Genomic DNA, 20,486 nt, shown 5'->3' with positions numbered 1-20,486 from the left:
AAGTGATCAATAATGATCGGGAAGCTGTTTTGATACTTTCCACAATTTTTGCTTTTGTTGCGGATAATTCCGCCACAAGGCTTGATAGGTTTCACCCAGAACAGGGTGTCTTAATGTTGGTGCTAACTCGGATAAGGGTTTTAATACAAATGCATTTTTTAAAATTTCGCCGCGCGGTAAATCAATATCAGGATCTATCTGCTGGTCGTATAAAAGTAAATCTAAATCTAAGGTTCTTGGGGTAAACTTAGATGACTTTTCCGGGCGGCCATGCTGCTTCTCTATGCCTTTAAGTTTTTTAATTAATTCGACAATATTTTGCTCAGTATGCAATTTAACCACTAAATTGTAAAAATTAACCCCTGAAAAACCAACAGCTTCACTTTCGTAAAGAGGAGAAAGCAGTAACTCACCAAACTCAGCTTGTAATGCCGCAATACCTAAACGAATATTCTCAGATCGGTTGATACTGGAGCCGACGCCAATAAAAACGGCTGCCATTAACGAACACCACGCTCAATCTGTACCCCTAAACTTTGTGCCTTTGGCAAAGCCCCGGGTTTATGTAGTCTCACTTTAACCCAGGGCACTGCAAACTCCGCCATAATAAGCGCAGCAACGGATTCTGCCATGGTTTCAATTAACTCAAATTGATGCGTTTGGGCAAATTTAGTCACCGCTTCTGAAACACTAAAATAATTAAGTGCGAGTTTAATATCATCACTGCTTGCTGCGGGTTTATTATCGAATGCCATCTCTAAATCAAAATAGAGTTTTTGCTGTACCGATTTTTCCCAGTCATATACACCAATTGAGCTAATGACTTCTAACTGTTTAATAAAAATAATATCCATTTTGCAACCTGTCGGAATAAGTTAAAACGCTACCACTTAACAAAAAATCCACGTACTATCGTAGAAATAAAGAGCATCAATATAGCTGTACCGTATGTTACCTGAACAGGGAGAAATATATAGAAATGATTAACCTGATGACTTTAATATTTATTCTGGGTACCTACCTGTTTGGTTCGCTTAACGGAGCGATTTTATTATGTAAAGTCAAAGGGTGGCCAGATCCTCGCGCTGCAGGGTCGAAAAATCCTGGGGCCACGAACATGTTACGTTTACATGCTGCTCAAGCTGCCAGTGCTGTGCTTATTTTTGACCTGTTAAAAGGTACTATTCCTGTCTACCTGGCTTATTTTTGGGGTTATTCGCCTATTATGATTGGTGTGATTGCTATCGCAGCCTGCCTTGGGCATATTTTCCCGGTCTATTTTCAATTTAAAGGCGGCAAAGCGGTCGCCACCGGTTTAGGTACTTTATTGCCTTTAGGCATGGATTTAACCGGGTTATTGGTTTTAACTTGGTTATTTACTATTGCCGTTAGTGGTTATGCTTCATTGGCGGCGATCGTGGTAGCTATTGTGGCGCCCTTTTTTGTCGAGCAGATAAATCCTGAATATACAATATCCGTTTGTATGCTGTCGATATTAATTCTGCTTCGCCATATCGGCAATATTCGCCGAATTTTTAGCGGGAAAGAGAAAAAAATAGTGAACTGGAAGCGATAATCCTAATAAAGGCGTTGGTAGTTATAATCAACCTCGTTATAATTGGCACTTTTATAATATCTACAAATCCTTACACAACAGAAAAATGGAGTTTACCGTGAACCTTATTAAACGTATTACCCTGCTTATGGGCTTAACAATAAGCCTCTTCAGCACTGCAGGCTTTGCACAAGATCTTTCTGAAGCAGCCATTGCTGAACGTATTGCACCGGTAGGTAGCGTTTATTTAGATGGTGAAATAATGACCGCCCAGCAAAGTCCAGTTTCAGCTGAACCCGCAGGCCCAAGATCAGGTGAGAAAATTTATAACACTTACTGCATGGCCTGCCATGCGACAGGTGTGCTTGGCTCACCGAAAAAAGGCGATGCAGCCGCATGGGCACCGCGTATAGCACAGGGTGCTGAAATAATGCTAAAACATGCGATAGAAGGCTATAATTCTATGCCTGCAAAAGGCACATGTGGTGACTGTAGCGAACAGGAAATAGCATCAACTATTGCGTTCTTAACCGCTGGCCTTTAGTCTGTAAGATGAATTATCTAATTTAGCCACCTGTAAGGTGGCTTTTTTATAGCCAATATTTATAGCACCTGGTTATTGTTATGCACCTCCACATTAAAAATAGGAATTCAAAATGCGCTTATTACATACCATGTTACGTGTTGCAGATTTACAAAAATCGATCGATTTTTACAGCAATATTTTACAGATGAAATTACTGCGTCAATCTGAAAATGCTGATTATAAATATACGCTGGCATTTTTAGGTTATGGGGACGAGTCTGATACTACTGTACTCGAGCTCACTTACAATTGGGGCACAACAGAATATGATTTAGGCAATGCTTACGGACATATCGCTATTGAAACCGATGATATTTACGCTACCTGTGAAATGATAAAAAAGATGGGCGGTCAAGTTACCCGTGAAGCAGGGCCGGTTAAAGGCGGCACAACAGTGATCGCTTTTGTTAAGGATCCCGATGGTTATCAGATCGAATTAATTAATAAAAAAGACGCTGGCAAGGGTTTGGGTGCAGGGTCATAAAGCACTTTGCATAAAAAAACGCAGTGGTTGTTATTAACAAACACTGCGCTTTTTATTTTTATTCAATAAACAGGCTATTTTGGTAAAAAACCGACTTTATCGTAAACCTTCGCTAATGTATCAGCAGCACGTACACGCGCCTTCTGTGCACCGGCACGCGCAATCGCTTGTAATGCAGTCTCATCTTTCCGCAACTCTTTAAAGCGGGCTTGAATTGGTTCTAAGAGATTCACTACGGCGTCTGCAGTATCGCTCTTTAGATGACCATACATTTTATCTTCATATTCAGGGATCAGGCTTTCAATAGACTTACCCGTCGAGCAGGAAAGCAAGGTGAGTAAATTTGAAATACCCGGCTTTTCAACAGGATCAAAATAGATACGCGCCTGCTGATCAGAGTCTGTCTCCGCACTTTTAATTTTCTTCAAAATCTTTTTTGGATCTTCCAGCAAACCAATAAAGTTTTTAACATTATCATCGGACTTTGACATTTTCTTAGTTGGCTCCTGCAGGCTCATAATACGTGCTCCATGTTCAGGAATAGCAGGCTCAGGCACCACAAAAGTATCACCATAGGCATTATTGAAACGGATCGCAATATCACGTGCTAATTCAAGATGCTGTTTTTGATCACTGCCCACAGGCACATGTTTAGGCCCATAAATAAGAATATCGGCAGCCATCAATACCGGGTAACTGAATAATCCCACATTAATATTAGTAATATTCTTTTGTGATTTATCCTTAAACTGGGTCATACGGTTTAACTCACCCATCTGCGTATAACAGTTTAATATCCATGCAAGTTCTGCATGTTCCGTCACTTGTGACTGAATAAACATAGTACTTTTTTGTGGATCAATACCCACAGCCTGATACATAGCTAAACCATCATAAATTGCTTTGCGCAGTGCTTGTGGATCCTGGCGAACAGTAATCGCATGTAAATCAACCAGACAAAAAAGGCAGTCATGGGTTTTCTGCATCTCAACCCATTGACGCAACGCGCCCATATAGTTGCCTATGGTTAACGATCCCGAAGGCTGGCAACCGCTTAAAACTATTGGTTTAGTCATTTTTCTATCCTTAAATATTAGCTAACTCACCGCGCATTTTATCAATGACAACCTTATAATCAGGCTGATTAAAAATGGCGGAGCCAGACACAAACATATCTGCACCTGCCTCTGCGATTTCTTTAATATTGTCAGTTTTAACACCACCATCAACCTGTAAACGAATATCGCGGCCGCTGGTAGTGATCAATTTTTTGACCTGACGTAATTTTTCAAGGGTGTGCGGAATAAATGATTGGCCACCAAAACCTGGATTTACCGACATTAATAACACCACGTCGAGTTTATCCATAACATGGGTTAATACTTCTAATGAAGTAGCTGGATTTAACACTAAACCCGCTTTACAACCATGTTCTTTAATTAACTGTAAGGAGCGATCCACATGATCAGAGGCTTCAGGATGAAAGGTAATAATCGATGCGCCTGCTTTTGCAAACTCAACTATCATAGTATCGACCGGTTTTACCATAAGATGTACATCGATTGGCGCTGTAATACCATAGTCTCGTAAGGCCTTACAAACCATCGGACCAATGGTTAAATTAGGCACGTAGTGATTATCCATTACGTCAAAATGCACTACATCAGCACCAGCGTCTAATACTTTTTCAACATCTTCCCCCAACCGTGCAAAATCAGCAGAAAGGATTGAAGGGGCAATTAAATAATCGGTCATGATAGGTTTCCGTTTGCTAAAGTGAATGCGTATTCTACCGAAGCAAAAGCAAACAAACTATTTTTTATTGGCTCTATTCAAGATGATTGTTGTTAGTTTTCTTACTTATGCCTAACAGCTTGTAAATATTCAGATCACACTTATTGTCATTTTTTTATAACACATTGTAATTTAAATAGTTAAAACGGAAACAACTGTTAAATAGCAATTTTTTATTTTACGCGGGTAGAAAGTTGTGCATCAAACAGTGCGAATAACTCCCCCACAGGTTGACGGGTTGATGATTTACTACTGATGGTTCGAGAGACCTGTATCTTGTCGCAGAAAGCATCCCGATAGAGCTCCTGAGTTAAAATAGTGTCGTGGTTACTCACTAAAACGCTACACTTTGACTCACGCGCAAGTTTGGCAAGATTAGCTTGATCATCCAAGCTAAAACCATCACTTGCATAGCTGGTAAATGATGCACTTTTACTCAGCGCCACATAGGGGGGATCGCAATATAAGACATCATCATCACGTAAATACTGAAATAATTTCTGATAGGGTTTACAGGTAAAAGTCGCTTTTTTAGATTTTTCAGAAAAAATAAGCAGCTCTTTTTCTGGAAAATAAGGCTTTTTATAGCGTCCAAATGGCACATTAAAACCACCACTTTTATTATAACGACATAACCCGTTATAACCAAAACGATTCAGATAAAGGAATAATAATGAACGTTTATAAACATCTTTGCAGTTGTTAAATTCACTACGCAGTTGATAATAGATAGCCTCGTTATTAAATGCATCCTGGAAATAGTATTTGGCGTCACAGATAAACTGTTTCGGTTTACGTTTGACGATCTTATACATCTCGATCAAATCAGGATTAATATCATTAAGCAGGTATTCATCAAAGTTACTGTTTAGGAAGACAGAGCCCGCTCCGACAAAGGGTTCGATAAGACGTCTACCTTCAGGCAAACGTTGGTTGATTTGTTCAGTGAGTGTAAATTTACCACCTGCCCATTTTAGGAATGCACGATTTTTTTTAGTCATTTTTTAATTGTAAATCCTGCTGGATCTCTTTGTAGGTGAACACTTGTGATCTCAACTCAGATGAAGCATCGGGTAAATCTTGCTGGGCAATTTTTGCGGCGCTAAAACTGCTATATTCGCCAAGCAGAACAACATACCAAGGTTTATTATTTCTAATGCTCCGGTAAACATAAATATTTTCTTTAAGCAGATCATGTAGCACTACAAAGGCCTGCAGTTTTTCCCTCGTTGGCATATCAGCTAATCTTAGAGTAAATAAAGAGGGTGACTTAGCAAGCAGACTCTCTACCGGCCTCAATATTAAATTAAGCTCATTGAATTGCCCGGCATCTTTTAGAAAATGATCACTTTTTTCTAGCGATGAAAATAATTCGGCCTCTCCGTTAACAACGTCAATTTGCGAATCAGATGAATCATCCATCTTTATAATTGATCTGTTTGGCTGATCATTATTGCCCGGTCTCATTTTAGTAGGCTGTTGATTTTGACTTTCTGTTGGTAGTTGACTTTCCGTTGGTAGTTGATTTTCAGCAGGCTGTTGATTTTCAATTTTATCCAGCAATGGCTCTTTTTCTATATCCACAAGATCAATACGATAACGTTGTTCTAAGCCAATCAGTTCCTCCTTAGAAATAACCACCCGCTGATCACTAAGGTCACTAGCGCCAACTTTGTACGTCGTATTTTCTATCGGACCCTGCTGATCCTTATACCAATTTTCAGTAATGACTGTCTCGGGTGCTTTATTCACAACCCTTTTTTGTGCTGCATCGGGATCAACTGGATCGATCAATTCGCTTAATGAACTGGAAAAAAGATAAACAGTAAAACTTACAACAACCATCAACATTGCAAGTAATAATAAGAGTTGAGATAAATTTTCTTTAACCCATGAAGGTTGTTTATCATATCCAGAATTAGTACTCATATTTTCTGCTCATTAAATGACTCTATTAATAGATAACGTATTGTTTTATAATATGATTCTTATTAAGACTGTGTTTTACACACTAGCTATCAATAAAAATAATCTACTAAAAAAAGAGATCAGCCTATTCGCTGCTACATTTCATAAAATATGATTTTTATTCTTTTCACCCAACTGATTATATTAGACTCAGCATCGTCAATTTAAGACTCTATAACACTGCGAAGAACTGTTTCACTCACATTATCAAATATTTCACAGCGACCGATCGAGGTTGGTAAAATCAAACGTAACTTGCCATCTAATACTTTTTTGTCGAGTTGCATATGATCGAAAAACTGATCGTAATGCATATTTTCTGGTGCATTAACGGGCAGATCAAACTGTTTAATTAATAATATAATTTGCTCAATTTGTGCAGATTCAATGAGGCCAAGGTTTAAAGCAGTTTTTGCAGCCAGTACCATACCTGAGGCAACAGCTTCACCATGCAGCCAATTACCATAACCTTGCTCAGCCTCTATCGCATGACCAAAGGTATGTCCAAGATTCAACAATGCGCGAATACCACCCTCTTTTTCATCCAGAGAGACAATTTCAGCTTTAATTTCGCAGCAACGTTTAATCATATAGGTAATAGCAGCGGGTTGTAAGGTTTTAATCGCGGTAACATTTTCTTCAAGCCAGATAAAAAATGCCTGATCATAAAGAATGCCGTATTTAATGACTTCGGCCATTCCCGCTGAAAATTCACGTGCAGGTAATGTTTTAAGGCAATCTATATCAATAATAACTGACTGAGGTTGATAAAACGCGCCAATCATATTCTTACCCAGAGGATGATTAACCGCGGTTTTTCCACCAACGGAAGAATCAACTTGTGATAAAACGGTTGTTGGCACTTGGATAAAGGGTACTCCTCGCTGATAACAAGCGGCAGCAAAACCAGCCATATCACCGATAACCCCACCACCCAGCGCAATAATAGTCGTATCACGTGCGTGTTTATTAGACAGCAAAGCAGTTAAAATGATTTCAAAAGTATGTAAATTTTTGAACTTTTCACCATCGGGTAAAATAATTTCATCAATTTGAAAATCAATTAAAGTCTCTTTACAACAAGCTAAATACAAAGGCGCAACGATTTCATTGCTGACAATCATGACCCTTTTGCCCTTGATTGCCGATTTGAATAACTCAGCATGAGTTAATAAACCTTCACCAATTGATATCGGATAACTACGCTTACCCAGCGCTACAACTATTTTTTCCATTAGAAATCCAATAATGCAATGATTTGACTAGCGACAACCTTCGCGCTTTGCTCATCTGTTTCCATCGTATAATCAGCTACTTCATCATAAAACTCATTACGTTTTTCAGCTAATGCTTCTAATACCGTTCGTGGATCATCTGTTTGTAATAAGGGACGGCGTTTATCTTTTAATGTCCGGGCTAACTGTTTATTTACACTGGTTTTTAAGTAAACAACAATACCTCGTGCCGACAAATGTATCCTATTTTCAGGGCGAATAAGTGCTCCGCCACCTGTTGCTAAAACGATACCATGCTTTTGTGTCAGCTCATCAATCATGCTTTGTTCGCGATTACGGAAACCCTCTTCGCCCTCTACATCAAAAACCCACGCAATGTCTGCACCCGTTTTTTTCTCAATCTCTGCATCAGAATCAAGAAAATCAAGGTGTAACATTTGTGCTAAATGACGACCAATTGTGCTTTTGCCGGCGCCCATTGGGCCAATTAAGAAAATATTACGTTGTTCTGCCATGTTGAATTATTACTCAAGTGATTAATTACTGGGAACACCCTTTAGAAAAAGAGAAGTGTTGTATATTATCGCAATTGTTAATAAGCCATTGCAAGCCCATAAGTAAAATAAGCCCAAAGATTACCTTCAGGCTTATAAATTGCTGCTCAAAAACAGTTGGGAAAGGCGTTTTATCGGAATTTAGTTTGCATGACTATTCTTGGTGTGACAAAAATCAACAACTCGGACTTAGTGTTTTCCTCATTAGTCGATCTAAATAAGGCACCTAAATAAGGGATATCTCCCAGAAGAGGCACTTTACTCACAGCTATTGAGTTCCGTTGTTGATAAATACCCCCTAAAACCAATGTTTCGCCGTTACCAACTAAGACCTGAGTACCAATTTTCTGCGTATCAATAGCAACAGCTTCACCAGTACCGGCTGAAACTGTCTCACCCACGGTATCTTGGGTGATCTCCAAATCTAAGATCACCTTGTTATCGGGTGTAATTTGTGGTGTCACCGTAAGACTTAATACTGCTTTTTTGAAAGCCACGGAGGTTGCTCCGGATGAAGCGGACTCGACATAAGGAATCTCTGTACCCTGTTCGATATAGGCGGTTTGCTGATTCGCCGTGGTGATCCGCGGACTGGCAATAATTTCAGCTTTATTCTCGCTTTCCAATGCAGAAAGCTCTAAATCTAAGATATCACCATTAGAAAATTTCGCGAGCTTAAAGGCAATAGTACCAGCAGCATCGGTAGCAGGAAGATTAACATTTAAACTATCAACCGTACTACTACTTGTTGACGTCATACCCCATTTGACACCTAACTCTTCACTCACCGAGTCATCAACAGTGACCATACGCGCTTCTATCACCACCTGGCGAACCGGTATATCCAATATTTGAATCATCTTTTTCACCGCATCAATCACAGCTGCAGTATCTTTTACTAACAAGGTATTAGTACGGTTATCAACACTAACAGCACCACGTTCAGACAATAAGCTGGTTTTATCACTCGATAACATAGCAGAGATATCAGCTACTTTAGCATAATTGACTTGGATAAATTCAGAATACAGAGGCGCTAAATTAGCCACAGCATTTTCTGATTCTAACTGCTCGCGTTTTTTTGCGGCTAACTCGACAGCAGGAGCAATCATTAATACGTTACCGTCCAGACTCTTGCCAAGTCCTTTAACTTTTAAAATAATGTCCAGGGCCTGTTCCCAGGGCACATCATCAAGCCGCAAGGTTATATTCCCACTGACGGAATCAGTAATGACTAAATTAAAACCATTAAAATCCGCTATCAACTGCAACACAGTGCGCACCGGGATATCCTGAAAGTTTAAAGAGATGGCTTTTCCCTGATAGGCACTTTCTTTTTGATCTTGAAGTTTTTCAGAGATTTCAATCATAAACAGGGTATCTAACTGGTCATAACGATAGTTGTATTGATCTTTAATATCAAAAATAAGGCGCGTTTTCCCATCTTCTTTAAAGGTTTCCACTTTTTCTACTGCAGTCGCAAAATCAACAACGTCCATAATATATAATAATTCGTCGGGTATATAAGTACTCTGAAATTCAGCGATCAACTGATTATTACGACGACGAATGTCGACAGCTATACTGGAGTTATCAAGGTACACTAATAATTTGCCTTGTCCCTCTAAGCCACGCTTAAAGTCAAGTGAATGAATACTGTTAACGTAACCCTTAGGGGTTGTCTGATTGGAGGATAGAGCTGATGCATTAACCTTTTCCGTTGCAGTTTTTGTTGTTTGGCTGCCAGAATTTTGCACAACTGCGGACGCCAGAGCAAGCTCCTGTTTATCGCTCCCGGCGATATCAGCCCCGGTATGACCAAAACGCACAAAAAGAAGACTATTTTCCTGTACAACACGATAGGGCATTAAAGTGTCAAGGGTAATAGTTAAACGCAACCCCTCTTCTGTCCTCTTGGTTGCAACATTATTAATCCCCCCTTTTTCAATTTTAATCGGGTTTAGCGCTAAAACGGAACTCGCGTCTTTAATATCAATAACTAACTTGTTCGGGCGATAATATAATTTATCTTGGTAGCCACTAATAGATTCGTTGAATCCAAACCTCAATTCAAATTTACCGTCCACTAGAGGATTAATATCGAGCTTACCAAGTTGTGATTCAGCCGATCCAATAGGGGAATAAAGCAAGAATACCAGCGGAAAAATATTAAATAATGTTTTTAAATATGATGTGTTCATGGCGCTTATTCCATCCCTGTTTTAAGATTATTCGGACGAGCTTAACATTATTTTTGTTATCCGTTCTTGCCAGCAACCATCCCGATCCACGGCTAACTCTAATAAATCAATTTTATCTTTTGCTATGTTGACGACTTTACCGTGGTTCAATCCCAAGTAATAGCCGGGTTTAATTTTGTATAACTCGCCTCCCGTTACCTGCACCAGTCCCCAGAGTACCTGATCGACCATTACCGTTCCTCGCATAGTTAAGTTATCAAGCGAATACATCTCCAGAGCTTGTTTTTTGCGATTCAAATTAGGCTGAGGACAGCTTTTAGGTGCATTAATGACAGCAATCGCAACTTCTTCAGCCGTAGGTTCGCTAAAAGGATTACGACCAGTTGCTTGCGTAAAAGTTAAGGGATTAATTTGCTTAAAAGTAGGAACTTTATCATCGAGCGGATAATTTTTTGTTTTAGTTTCAGCAACAAAGCGAGTTAAATCATCAATATCGGCATCCACGCATGAGAATAAAGGAAAGGTCATGAGTAAAATGATAAAAAACCTCATTTTTGACTCTCCTTATAACGATATGTTTTAGCAATTACATTTAAAGTCATTAAACCTTGTTCACCTTTCGTCAATGTTAGATTATCCAAAATGACGATGCGCGGCAACGCTGCAATATCTGCGGCAAAATTCCCGAGATCTTGATAACGACCAATAACTTGAATACTAATAGGCACTTCAGTAGAAAGCTCCCCTTCTGTTTTAATTCCCCAGTTAATGCTTTTAAATTGCAGACCATTATCGGCACCAACAAAACTAATATCATCAAGTAAACTAGCTACCTCTGCACTACTCGGCAGCCTGTTAAGCAGACCCTTGAAAACAAGCCTAATATCGACCATTTGCGTGCGGTACTCTTCTAAATGAGAAGATAATGCAGCCTTTGTCTTAAACTCGTTTTTTAAAGCAATTTCTTTTTCTTCAACCTTTGCTAGATTATTTATCTGTGGCATAGTGATAAAATAAAAAAAAACACCACTTAATACAGCACAGACACACGCAATAAATACCACTCTGTGTAGCGCCGGCCAACTGCCTACAGTTTCAAAATCTAAGTCATTTAAATCCATCACTCTCCCCCTTTTCTTTCAGGAATGACAACAAATTTCATTACGAACTGACTTAGTTTTATAGGTTCGGTCGGTCCAGAAATGATAGAGCTAATATAAGCTTCTCCCAACCAACCAGAATTATCAATATTTCGGGTCATTTCAGCAAGGCGATTATTCGACTCACTCATCCCCCTAACATCAACTTGTTCGTTGGCAAATGTGATACTATTCAAATAAATACCTGTTGGGACAACTTGCGGCAAGATATTAAAGAGATGCGTTGCATAATTGCGCTTCTCTTCTAATTTTTGAATGAGAAGAATACGGCGTTCAAGCTCCTCCTTTTCTTTTTTGATTTGACGCACATCTGCAATGCGCCTGTCCAGGATGGTATTTTGGACCTGCAAGTATTCATTACGCTGGTTTTGTGCGCCAATTAAGGCATCAACATATAACTTCCCTAAATAAGACACTCCCAGGATCAAAATAGAACTTAAACCTAAAAAAATCAAAAACATTTTTTTCTTTTTCTTTTTAAGCTCATCCCGCCATGGCAATAAATTAATATTAGACATTACCCTGCCCTCTTAATGCTAACCCTAAGGCCATCATATACTTGGTGGAAAACTGATGAAGCAAACTTTTATCTGATGGATTTTTGTACTCAAACTCGAGAAATGGATTGGCAATTTCAGTCTCAAAGTCGAGCTGCTCTTGTATTTGAACTGCTAATCCAGGCAGTAATTGACACCCGCCAGTCAGCATAATTTTCGCAACGCCGATATTCTTGGGTGCGTTGGTAAACATGCGCAGATCAAAACGTAAATGATTCACTGTCATGGTAATAAAGGGTGCGAGGACATCAATATCACAATCGATCGGCCATTCACGCTCAATTTTAATTTTTTCTGCTTCATCCAGCTTTAAACCATAACGATCAGCTATCATCTGTGTGCAGACAGCCCCGCCATGATTTTTAGTCCGTGAAAATATAACTTGGCCTTGATGCAATATGTTTAAAGTCATTTCTGATGCACCAATATCAACAACCGCAATACCTTTCTCGAAATCGTCACTTGAAAAGAGCAAATTACAAGCGCGTGCCAGTGTATGGCTTGCAATATCAACAATTTTCACCTGTAATCCGGCTTCCTCAATACAATGCACTTGCGATAATACAGTATCTTTTCGCGCAGCACTCACTAAAACATCTTTTAAGTCCGGATTATTTGCATTGATACGAATAATTTCAAAATCCAAAAAAATTTCATCTAAGGGGAAGGGAATACTATTTTCGGCTTCAATTTCAACTTGATATTCCAAAGACTGATCATTTAAATTAGTATTCATTGGGATAACTTTGGTAATAACATCTGCACCGCTAACAGCAATTGCAACATTTTGGTATGACGCGGGAAATTTTTTGCATAATTGTTTAATAATTTCAGTCAATTTGGCTATATTTTCAAAGCGATGATCAACAATAACACCTTTTTCAACCGCTATTTCAGCAACCGCATCTATTTGAAACGTGCCCTTTCTCTTAGACAGTGCGATTGCTTTAATTGCACTTGAACCGAAGTCAATCCCAATCAAAGCACTTGGATTGGATTTTTTTAGACCTTTAAACATAAAATTCCTGTTAAAATAAATTTAATCTGTTGATAATAATACTAGTTGTTTAGACTGATATTAATTCTAAAATCAGTAAGTGCCAAGGTGTGAAGTCACAATTCCCTCTTTAACTACACAAATATCACTATATACTGATATCTATTGCGAACGAGTAACAATTTAAATCAATTAATGGCAACAAATTCTAAGGTACGTATAAATGATGCAATGGATTAAACGTTTGGTATTATTTTCAATTTTCACAGGCTTAATGGGTATTGGAGCCATAGTCGCAATTTATTATCACGTAAAATCTGATTTACCTGATGTTGCCACTATTACCGAGATTCAGTTACAGGTGCCAATGAAAGTTTACAGTATTGATGGTGAACTACTTTCTCAGTTTGGAGAAAAACGCCGTATTCCTCTCACCAAAGAGGATATTCCAGAGATGCTTACTAATGCTTTTATAGCGATAGAAGACAGTCGCTTTTACCAACATTTTGGGATCGATCCAATTGGTATTATCCGTGCAGCCACTGTATGGGCTTCAACGGGTTCAGCAACGCAAGGTGCCAGCACTATTACTCAGCAGGTCGCACGTAACTTCTTTTTAACCCGTGACAAAACATTCATCCGTAAAATTAAAGAGGTTTTTATTGCCGTTCAGCTCGAACAAATATTAACTAAAGATGAAATTATGATGCTCTATTTGAATAAAATAGCTTTGGGACAACGAGCATATGGTATTGGCGCAGCTGCTCAGGTTTATTATGGCAAAAATGTCTCAGAATTAACTTTGGCAGAAATGGCCCTTCTGGCGGGCTTGCCAAAAGCACCCTCGAATTTAAATCCGATCGCATCGCCTAAAAATGCAGAGATGCGTCGTAATGTGGTTTTATACCGTATGTTATCCGAAAACTACATTACTCAAGATCAATACGAAACTGCAAAAGCAAGCCCAATTACAGCGACATACCATGGCGCTGAGATAACACTATCGGCCCATTATGTTGCAGAAATAGCGCGTAATAAGTTAATTGAACTATATGGATCCGAACGCAGTTACAACGAAGGTTTTAATGTTTATACCACGATCAATAAAATTGACCAGCAAGCTGCTAACAAAGCAACACTTAATAACCTCCATGATTATGATAAACGTCATGGTTACCGCGGTGCGAGTAAAGTGTTATGGCAAGCGCCGGCAGAAAATTGGAGTACCAAGGCGATAGTTTCAAGTTTAAACCAAACACCTGACTCTGGCGATCTGCAGCCTGCAGTAGTTGTCGAGGTTAACAAACAGGCTATTAAAGTGATCACTAAAAATAGCCAGGGAGCCTTGCAAGAGATCGATTGGGATGGTTTAAAATGGGCCAGACCCTTCATCACAAATTCCAGACAAGGGACAGAGCCTAAAAAAGCATCTGACATTGTTGCTGTTGGCCAACAAATATGGGTTCGTGAAATTGCACAAAAATTAGAATTATCTCAATATCCCGCGGTCAGCGCGGCATTTGTTTCTCTTAATCCACAGGATGGGGCTATTACTTCTATGGTTGGTGGTTTTAGTTTTGAACAGAGTAAATTTAATCGTGCGACGCAAGCGCAGCGTCAAGTGGGTTCCAATATCAAGCCATTTATCTACTCTGCAGCACTGGATAGTGGTTATACGTTAGCCACTTTGGTTAATGATGCCCCCATTAATGAATGGGCGGGAAGTACAGCCTGGAGACCAAAAAACTCGCCGGAGGTTTATGCCGGCCCGATTCGCTTGCGTCAAGCTCTCGGACAATCTAAAAATGTCGTCTCCGTTCGCCTGGTACAGGATCTCGGATTAACAAAAGTGACCAACCAGCTGGAAAAATATGGTTTTGAGAGAGAGAATCTGCCCCAAAATAATACCATAGCGTTAGGCTCTGCCTCTATTTCGCCATTAAATCTCGCAACAGGTTATGCCATTATCGCCAACGGAGGCTTTAAAATAGAGCCCTATATTATTGAGCGTATTGAAGATGCTTATGGAAGCGTTATTTATCAGGCTAATCCTAAAATTGTTTGCTCTTATTGTGCTGAGCTTTATGCGCAACAGGGAGATAACCAGCAATTTATCGCAACACAAACAGAGTTAGACAAAAGCGCTAATATTTGCCCTATTTCACCCGTAAGTGCAGATCAAATTGCATCGGCAGTCATTAGCGCTGAAAATGCATTTTTAACCCGTGAATTATTAAAAACAGCAATCTGGGGAGGAGGCAGCTGGCAACATAATAGCGGTTGGAATGGTACAGGCTGGCGTGCTGGACGGGCTTTGGAGCGCCATGACATGGGTGGAAAAACAGGCACCACAAACGGATCGAAAGATGCCTGGTTTTCTGGTTTTGCAGGTAATACTGTAGCCACATCATGGGTTGGATTTGATGATTTCAATCTTGATTTAGGCAGAACCAGCTACAACAATAATCTTGATAAAGATCAAGCCACAGGGGGTGAGTATGGCGCAAGGACAGCTCAACCTGCCTGGATAGAATTTATGCAGGAAACGGCTTTATCAAACCCACGGGTAACAGTAGACACTCCCTCCACGATTTCGACCGTACGTATCGACCGAAAATCGGGACTGTTAACTTACGAGACAGATCACACTACATTGTTTGAATATTTCAGAGCAGATTCTGTCCCCACTGAATATATGAATCGAACGGCTGTCTTCAAAACAGAGGGTAATCAGGATATACCCTACAACGCCCCTACTTCTGTTGATGAACTGTTCTAGCACAGATTCCAGTACTGACTTAAAGATGCAGAAATCAGCATCTTTAAGTCATTTCAGTATATACCCATGATACTTCAAGATGCAAAGTCAGCAAGGAAAATTGTGCTGAAATGCTAGGCATAAAATTGAAGTATCGTTATTGTACATAGAGATTTTATAACAACGCAGATTAGCGCAATTTTCCTTGCCCTACGGGGCGCAAGCTCGAAAGCCAGCGCTGCGTTGCACCAATCGAAAAGAGAATAATCATTATGTTGCGTCTTGCTCTGGTCTCCGAGCTTGCCTCTGACAAAGCATCTGGAAGTAACATGGGTATAACGGTGCTGGCCTTTTTAGATAAGATAACAGAGAGAAAAATTTAACAATAGTAGTAGTATTATCTGTTATTCCTGTATTAATAATTCAGAAAATAGGTTAATACTCTGAAAATATTGCATCTCTTGCGCAGGTTTTTCGCTATCTGGCGTTTTGATACCGCGTAAGTAAGCAACGCCAACTTGCTGTGCAACCTGCAGTATTTTTTCATTGTCATCAATAAATAAAGACTGCTTAAAATCGACGCCATGTTGCTCTGCAGCCTTTTGCCAAAAAGTCCGGTTTTCCTTCGCTATCTGATAATCATGACTGGAAACAATGGCTTCGAAGTAATGTGTAATTTCACACTGTTGCATCTTTAATGCTATGCCACTACGATGAGCATTGGTTAACATAATAACCCGTTTATTTAACTTTTTCAGGTATTCCAAAAACCACAGAGTATCACTGCGCAATTGAATTTTATGCTTTGTTTGGTACTGTAATTGATGGATATCTAAGCCTAGGGTAGCACTCCAATAATCATAACAGTACCAATCTAAGCTTCCCGCAACCTTTGCATACTCCGCGGACATATGATGCTCTGCTTGTGCTAATGAAATATGCGCTTTCTTAGCATATTGACTGGGTACATACTCCATCCAGAAATGGTTGTCATAATGTAAATCGAGCAAAAGTTACCCCACATATTTATAGTTAAAATCGTATTGACTTAATTATGTTCTACAACTATTCTTTAACCTAAGAAAAATAAATAGGTTTTGTATGTTGAGTTTTAGTTCTATACATCATGGTTGCAAGTTATTTACTAAAGACGATCTTAGCCCTATCGTATTGCCTTGCTTTTTCTCTAATTTTTTAACTAAAAATTTAATTGTTTATGCGATAAATAAGAATAATATTCTTATTGAAAATCAAATTGAAAAAACCACATCCACATCTATTTTAAATAGACTAGAACAGTTTTTACATTGGCTAGAGTTCTATTCCAATCAGAGTGAATTTGTTTCTATAGAGACCCATCAAAACCTACCTAGCGAATTGCTGAATAACTATGTTAACAACATCCTTATTGAGGAAAATAGCCTAGGCGAAGCATCTGTAAAACAGAGTATTCAAGCATTAACTTCATACTATAATTACCTCTATCACACAGGGATTATTCCTTATCCCAAAGTCTTACGCATTAGGCCTGCGCTTCGAAATACAGCTCGTTCCAACACCAAAAAACGCACTAGTGTTAAATATTTCACGCCAGAATTACGCAATATCCTTTATCACAATACAGAGTCTATTCGTGATGAATTATTATTACGTACAGGAGGGGAATGCGGTTTACGATCTAAAGAAAACCAAGGCTTCTTATTAAATGATTTCCGCATAGGAACTAAAACGCATAAAGGATTACTTTCCCTGTTTGAAGATATGGAAGATAACCCAGAGAAATCCGAATTTGAATATTATTTGCAAGGGCGTTTCTCAAAGGCAAAACGACACAGCGGCGGAAGCTCTCGCAAAGTATATATACACAGCGATTTACTCAGGAGATTTAAAGAATATTACGAAATGGAGCGCCCTGAATCCGATAGTGATAGTTTTTTCTTAAACGACTCCAATTCCACACGCGCCAAACCTATCGCAGCCGCACGAGCCACTAAGATATTTAACATTGTGCGTAACAAAGTAATGTTAATCCAAGAAAAAGGATTGTTACCAGCTTATGGCCAGCTTCTAGAAAAAGGGCATACTCATCATATTTTGAGACATAGCTTTGCTACTGATAAGTTTTATTTTTTCTCAAAGCAGTGGAATATCGCCATTGATAATGTGACTACAACATCTCAAGTATACCTTGCCGTAGCGGCTCTACTGGGACACAGTGGGTCGAGTAAATCAGCCCCTACAACGACAAAAAACTATATTCGTAGCTGTCATATAAAAGAAAGCTTTGAAGCAAGCGAGGAAATAAATGACTACAGATATGGATGACACCACTAGGTCCGATGAAAACGATATAAAGTCCCAACAAATTATTACAGAGTGGAATAATAACCAAGGTGTCATTAGGCCTCTATTTATCCCAGAAAGCACACAATTCACTATCCCCGCGATGAGGAAAAACGTCGCAAAAACGGTTAGGTTAAGTGATATAAATTGTAAATATAAAAAACTTATTTTTTCGGCTCTTTATACTGCTTTTTATATTATATATTTCACAGACAGAGAGGCTATATCAAATCGCGTTATATACCGTCGAACTGTAGTAAGTTTTATTGAATATCTCAATGAAAGAACTATCACCAAAAATAACAGAACTAGAATATTTAAAGATTACGAAGAGTTTCGTGTAAAAAAAATGGGAGTAAAGCCTCAATCTACCGGTCTTAAAAGCATAAGAAAATTTATTTATTTTAGCATTGCCTACGAGCCATTCTCTAACCTATTAAGTGCAGAACAATATAAATACCTTGGGGTGCTTAATAAAACAAAAGCAGCCCCCTCAGAGAAGCAAGAATCATATACCCTAACAGACTGGTTTTCTTTTCATAGTTGGCTGCGTAGAGATGATATAGGCATTGGTAATGAGCTATTTAATAGATTGGCATCGCCGAAAGCATTAAGTTTATCACTCCGTATTACTGCTGAAGTAGCACTTTACAGTATACAGCAGGCTAAATACGCACTAATCGAATTCTTTAAAGAGAATAATATAACTACTCATCAGATACTGATTCCAATGCCAGCCCCCAAAAAAGCAGATTTTTCAGCTGAAGAATTTAAAGATAAACGTAAGCGTTGGCTCTGTTATATCTACCCTCATATCACTGAGCAATTGGCTTACCTACAAAAAACTTACAAAAAAAGCCCCTGCCAGAATAAATATTTAGGCATAGCATTTGAAATTATTCTTCATTCATGGTGTAAAAGTAATTCTATTGGGGATTCCTTAGCTAGGTTTCATAAAGAACAATACGTTGAAAGGTTTATAGTAGATAAGGACAAACGAAACACGGATCGCTTTAGCATTACTGAATCGTGGCTGTTCTCACATCAATTTTTATATGCTATTTCAGAGTATGCTCATAGCGAGAAAAAAGGTATTTTGCCTGTTTGTAAGGCAGAGCATCTGCTATTTCAATGGTTAATGGCCTACCAAAGTGTTCAACCTTCAGATATTGCAAAGCTAAAGTTAAGTGATTTTAACTTTTTGAAACGCAGGAATGGCATCATTACACATATATCTAGCAGTTATTTTAAAGGCCGATCGCAAGCTACGCATTACCTAAAAGATATCAAAGCCAATAGCACAATGGGGAAGGCTGTATTGAGTTTTATTAATGACAATACAGCGAACAGGAAAATTGATTTAGGTGCTTTAACTACATCATATAATGATGGCGGTATGACAACATATCAACAGGGATTATTAGCACCTTTAATTTCGTTGCTTGCAACATCTACCATCAATTTAGACATAAACCATGCGCTACAAAAACATAATACAACATCAGTCTTTATTGAAGCTTTTAATCTTATTATAAGGAGCGGTGTCGATTATGAAAAATACCGTGTTGACCAAAGTAGGAAATCTAGTACTACTACTGAGGCTAGCCGGGAGAAATGGCAGGAAAGGTGTGAGACCTACTGTAATAAAAATATATTTGGTCTTTCAGCAATTAAAAATAGTGCTATTCACGCTCGATCAGATTCTTTCAGCCCCACAATGATGCAAAACTACAATTCTCACTCTAATGAAACTGAGCAAAAAAATTATCGGACCGAGGCTAGCCTACAATGGCTCAATAGCTGCGGGCGGGTAACACGGGCTGTAATGCAAGATATGTATATTAATGTGTTCAGCCCATCTAAAGCACAAATCCAGTCTTATAATAGTGAATTTACGCAAGCTGCTGAGTTAATAAATTCACACAAAACCGATCTGTTAAATCGGATTAAAACAATAACAGGACAAAAGAGTGGGCGCGTAGATGAATTAGGGTTTATAGAATCAAATAAGGTCCATCATACAGAACTAGCTGATGTGATACTTTTAGTTGATGCCCCTGAAACAGTGATGAAGTTTTATCATTACGAGGCAGAAGTGAGTAAAAAATACAAGTCACTCGCATCGAAATCGCCTGAGTTCTTATTATTTACAGTACTACCTATGGCTGAATATGTTTCAACATTACTGCATGAAAAGAAATTTTCAATGGAATCCATGAAGAAGGGAAAGGCTCTTTATCTAAAATATGCCGCACATCTTCCTCCCCATTTCACTTCTCATTTAGGAATGTAAT

The 20,486-nt window shown here is 38.8% G+C and carries 20 protein-coding genes; 6 read left to right on the top strand and 14 right to left on the bottom strand.

The annotated features are described in order from the left end of the window. Window positions 1-6: 6 nt before the first annotated feature. Both folK and folB read right to left on the bottom strand, forming a co-directional pair. Window positions 7-501, bottom strand: a complete 495-nt coding sequence (gene folK, locus PING_RS00925; RefSeq protein WP_011768600.1) for a 2-amino-4-hydroxy-6-hydroxymethyldihydropteridine diphosphokinase — start codon at window positions 499-501, stop codon at window positions 7-9. Next, the gene (gene folB / locus PING_RS00920; protein WP_011768599.1) at window positions 501-854 is read right to left on the bottom strand and encodes a dihydroneopterin aldolase; all 354 of its coding nucleotides are present in this window, start codon (window positions 852-854) and stop codon (window positions 501-503) included. The genes folK and folB overlap by 1 nt, the downstream gene beginning before the upstream one ends. 125 nt (window positions 855-979) lie before the next feature. Between folB and plsY the strand changes: the two genes are divergently transcribed. The 3 genes from plsY to gloA all read left to right on the top strand — a co-directional run bounded on the left by plsY (window position 980) and on the right by gloA (window position 2,625). After that, a complete protein-coding gene (plsY, locus tag PING_RS00915) occupies window positions 980-1,576 on the top strand; it encodes a glycerol-3-phosphate 1-O-acyltransferase PlsY (RefSeq protein ID WP_011768598.1) in 597 nt (198 codons plus the stop codon). Window positions 1,577-1,673: 97 nt separating this feature from the next. Continuing rightward, window positions 1,674-2,099, top strand: a complete 426-nt coding sequence (locus PING_RS00910; RefSeq protein ID WP_198134728.1) for a c-type cytochrome — start codon at window positions 1,674-1,676, stop codon at window positions 2,097-2,099. A 112-nt stretch (window positions 2,100-2,211) separates the two neighbouring features. Continuing rightward, window positions 2,212-2,625, top strand: coding sequence for a lactoylglutathione lyase (gloA, locus tag PING_RS00905; protein ID WP_011768596.1), 414 nt, complete (start codon window positions 2,212-2,214; stop codon window positions 2,623-2,625). Between the two features lie 74 nt (window positions 2,626-2,699). Here the strand turns inward: gloA and trpS are convergent, their stop codons facing one another. The 11 genes from trpS to PING_RS00850 form a co-directional block, all read right to left on the bottom strand. Further along, the gene (gene trpS / locus PING_RS00900) at window positions 2,700-3,701 is read right to left on the bottom strand and encodes a tryptophan--tRNA ligase (protein ID WP_011768595.1); all 1,002 of its coding nucleotides are present in this window, start codon (window positions 3,699-3,701) and stop codon (window positions 2,700-2,702) included. 10 nt (window positions 3,702-3,711) lie between these two features. Continuing rightward, window positions 3,712-4,380, bottom strand: coding sequence for a ribulose-phosphate 3-epimerase (gene rpe, locus PING_RS00895; RefSeq protein WP_011768594.1), 669 nt, complete (start codon window positions 4,378-4,380; stop codon window positions 3,712-3,714). Between the two features lie 212 nt (window positions 4,381-4,592). Continuing rightward, window positions 4,593-5,420, bottom strand: coding sequence for a Dam family site-specific DNA-(adenine-N6)-methyltransferase (locus PING_RS00890; RefSeq protein WP_011768593.1), 828 nt, complete (start codon window positions 5,418-5,420; stop codon window positions 4,593-4,595). Further along, a complete protein-coding gene (locus tag PING_RS00885) occupies window positions 5,413-6,348 on the bottom strand; it encodes an SPOR domain-containing protein (RefSeq protein ID WP_011768592.1) in 936 nt (311 codons plus the stop codon). Before PING_RS00885 ends, PING_RS00890 begins: the two co-directional genes overlap by 8 nt. Window positions 6,349-6,551: 203 nt before the next feature. Beyond that, complete coding sequence (gene aroB / locus PING_RS00880; protein WP_011768591.1) at window positions 6,552-7,622, bottom strand: 3-dehydroquinate synthase; 1,071 nt, start codon at window positions 7,620-7,622, stop codon at window positions 6,552-6,554. Beyond that, entirely contained in the window at window positions 7,622-8,137 is a 516-nt protein-coding gene (aroK, locus tag PING_RS00875; protein WP_011768590.1) for a shikimate kinase AroK, read from the bottom strand. The genes aroB and aroK overlap by 1 nt, the downstream gene beginning before the upstream one ends. A gap of 170 nt (window positions 8,138-8,307) precedes the next feature. Further along, complete coding sequence (locus tag PING_RS00870; protein ID WP_011768589.1) at window positions 8,308-10,377, bottom strand: type IV pilus secretin PilQ family protein; 2,070 nt, start codon at window positions 10,375-10,377, stop codon at window positions 8,308-8,310. 27 nt (window positions 10,378-10,404) lie between these two features. Next, a complete protein-coding gene (locus PING_RS00865; RefSeq protein ID WP_011768588.1) occupies window positions 10,405-10,929 on the bottom strand; it encodes a pilus assembly protein PilP in 525 nt (174 codons plus the stop codon). Continuing rightward, window positions 10,926-11,498: a type IV pilus inner membrane component PilO gene (locus tag PING_RS00860; RefSeq protein WP_011768587.1), complete on the bottom strand. Its 573-nt coding sequence runs from the start codon at window positions 11,496-11,498 to the stop codon at window positions 10,926-10,928. The genes PING_RS00865 and PING_RS00860 overlap by 4 nt, the downstream gene beginning before the upstream one ends. After that, the gene (locus PING_RS00855; RefSeq protein WP_011768586.1) at window positions 11,498-12,055 is read right to left on the bottom strand and encodes a PilN domain-containing protein; all 558 of its coding nucleotides are present in this window, start codon (window positions 12,053-12,055) and stop codon (window positions 11,498-11,500) included. Before PING_RS00855 ends, PING_RS00860 begins: the two co-directional genes overlap by 1 nt. Beyond that, window positions 12,048-13,112, bottom strand: coding sequence for a pilus assembly protein PilM (locus PING_RS00850; RefSeq protein WP_011768585.1), 1,065 nt, complete (start codon window positions 13,110-13,112; stop codon window positions 12,048-12,050). Before PING_RS00850 ends, PING_RS00855 begins: the two co-directional genes overlap by 8 nt. A gap of 205 nt (window positions 13,113-13,317) precedes the next feature. Here PING_RS00850 and PING_RS00845 point away from each other — a divergent pair, with 205 nt between their 5' ends. Then, complete coding sequence (locus PING_RS00845) at window positions 13,318-15,870, top strand: penicillin-binding protein 1A (RefSeq protein ID WP_041766762.1); 2,553 nt, start codon at window positions 13,318-13,320, stop codon at window positions 15,868-15,870. A gap of 383 nt (window positions 15,871-16,253) precedes the next feature. Here PING_RS00845 and yrfG read toward each other — a convergent pair whose 3' ends face one another. Further along, the gene (gene yrfG / locus PING_RS00840) at window positions 16,254-16,859 is read right to left on the bottom strand and encodes a GMP/IMP nucleotidase (RefSeq protein WP_011768583.1); all 606 of its coding nucleotides are present in this window, start codon (window positions 16,857-16,859) and stop codon (window positions 16,254-16,256) included. A 91-nt stretch (window positions 16,860-16,950) separates the two neighbouring features. Between yrfG and PING_RS00835 the strand changes: the two genes are divergently transcribed. Continuing rightward, on the top strand, window positions 16,951-18,174 hold the full coding sequence (locus tag PING_RS00835; protein WP_011768582.1) for a tyrosine-type recombinase/integrase: 1,224 nt from the start codon (window positions 16,951-16,953) through the stop codon (window positions 18,172-18,174). Next, a complete protein-coding gene (locus PING_RS00830) occupies window positions 18,155-20,485 on the top strand; it encodes a hypothetical protein (protein WP_041765730.1) in 2,331 nt (776 codons plus the stop codon). The genes PING_RS00835 and PING_RS00830 overlap by 20 nt, the downstream gene beginning before the upstream one ends. The last annotated feature ends 1 nt before the right edge of the window (window position 20,486 follow it).

The sequence above is a fragment of the Psychromonas ingrahamii 37 genome (assembly GCF_000015285.1).
In the GTDB taxonomy this organism is placed as follows: Bacteria; Pseudomonadota; Gammaproteobacteria; order Enterobacterales; family Psychromonadaceae; genus Psychromonas; species Psychromonas ingrahamii.
Note: the sequence above shows the minus strand (reverse complement) of the source record. Positions and strands in the feature narration are given on the sequence as shown.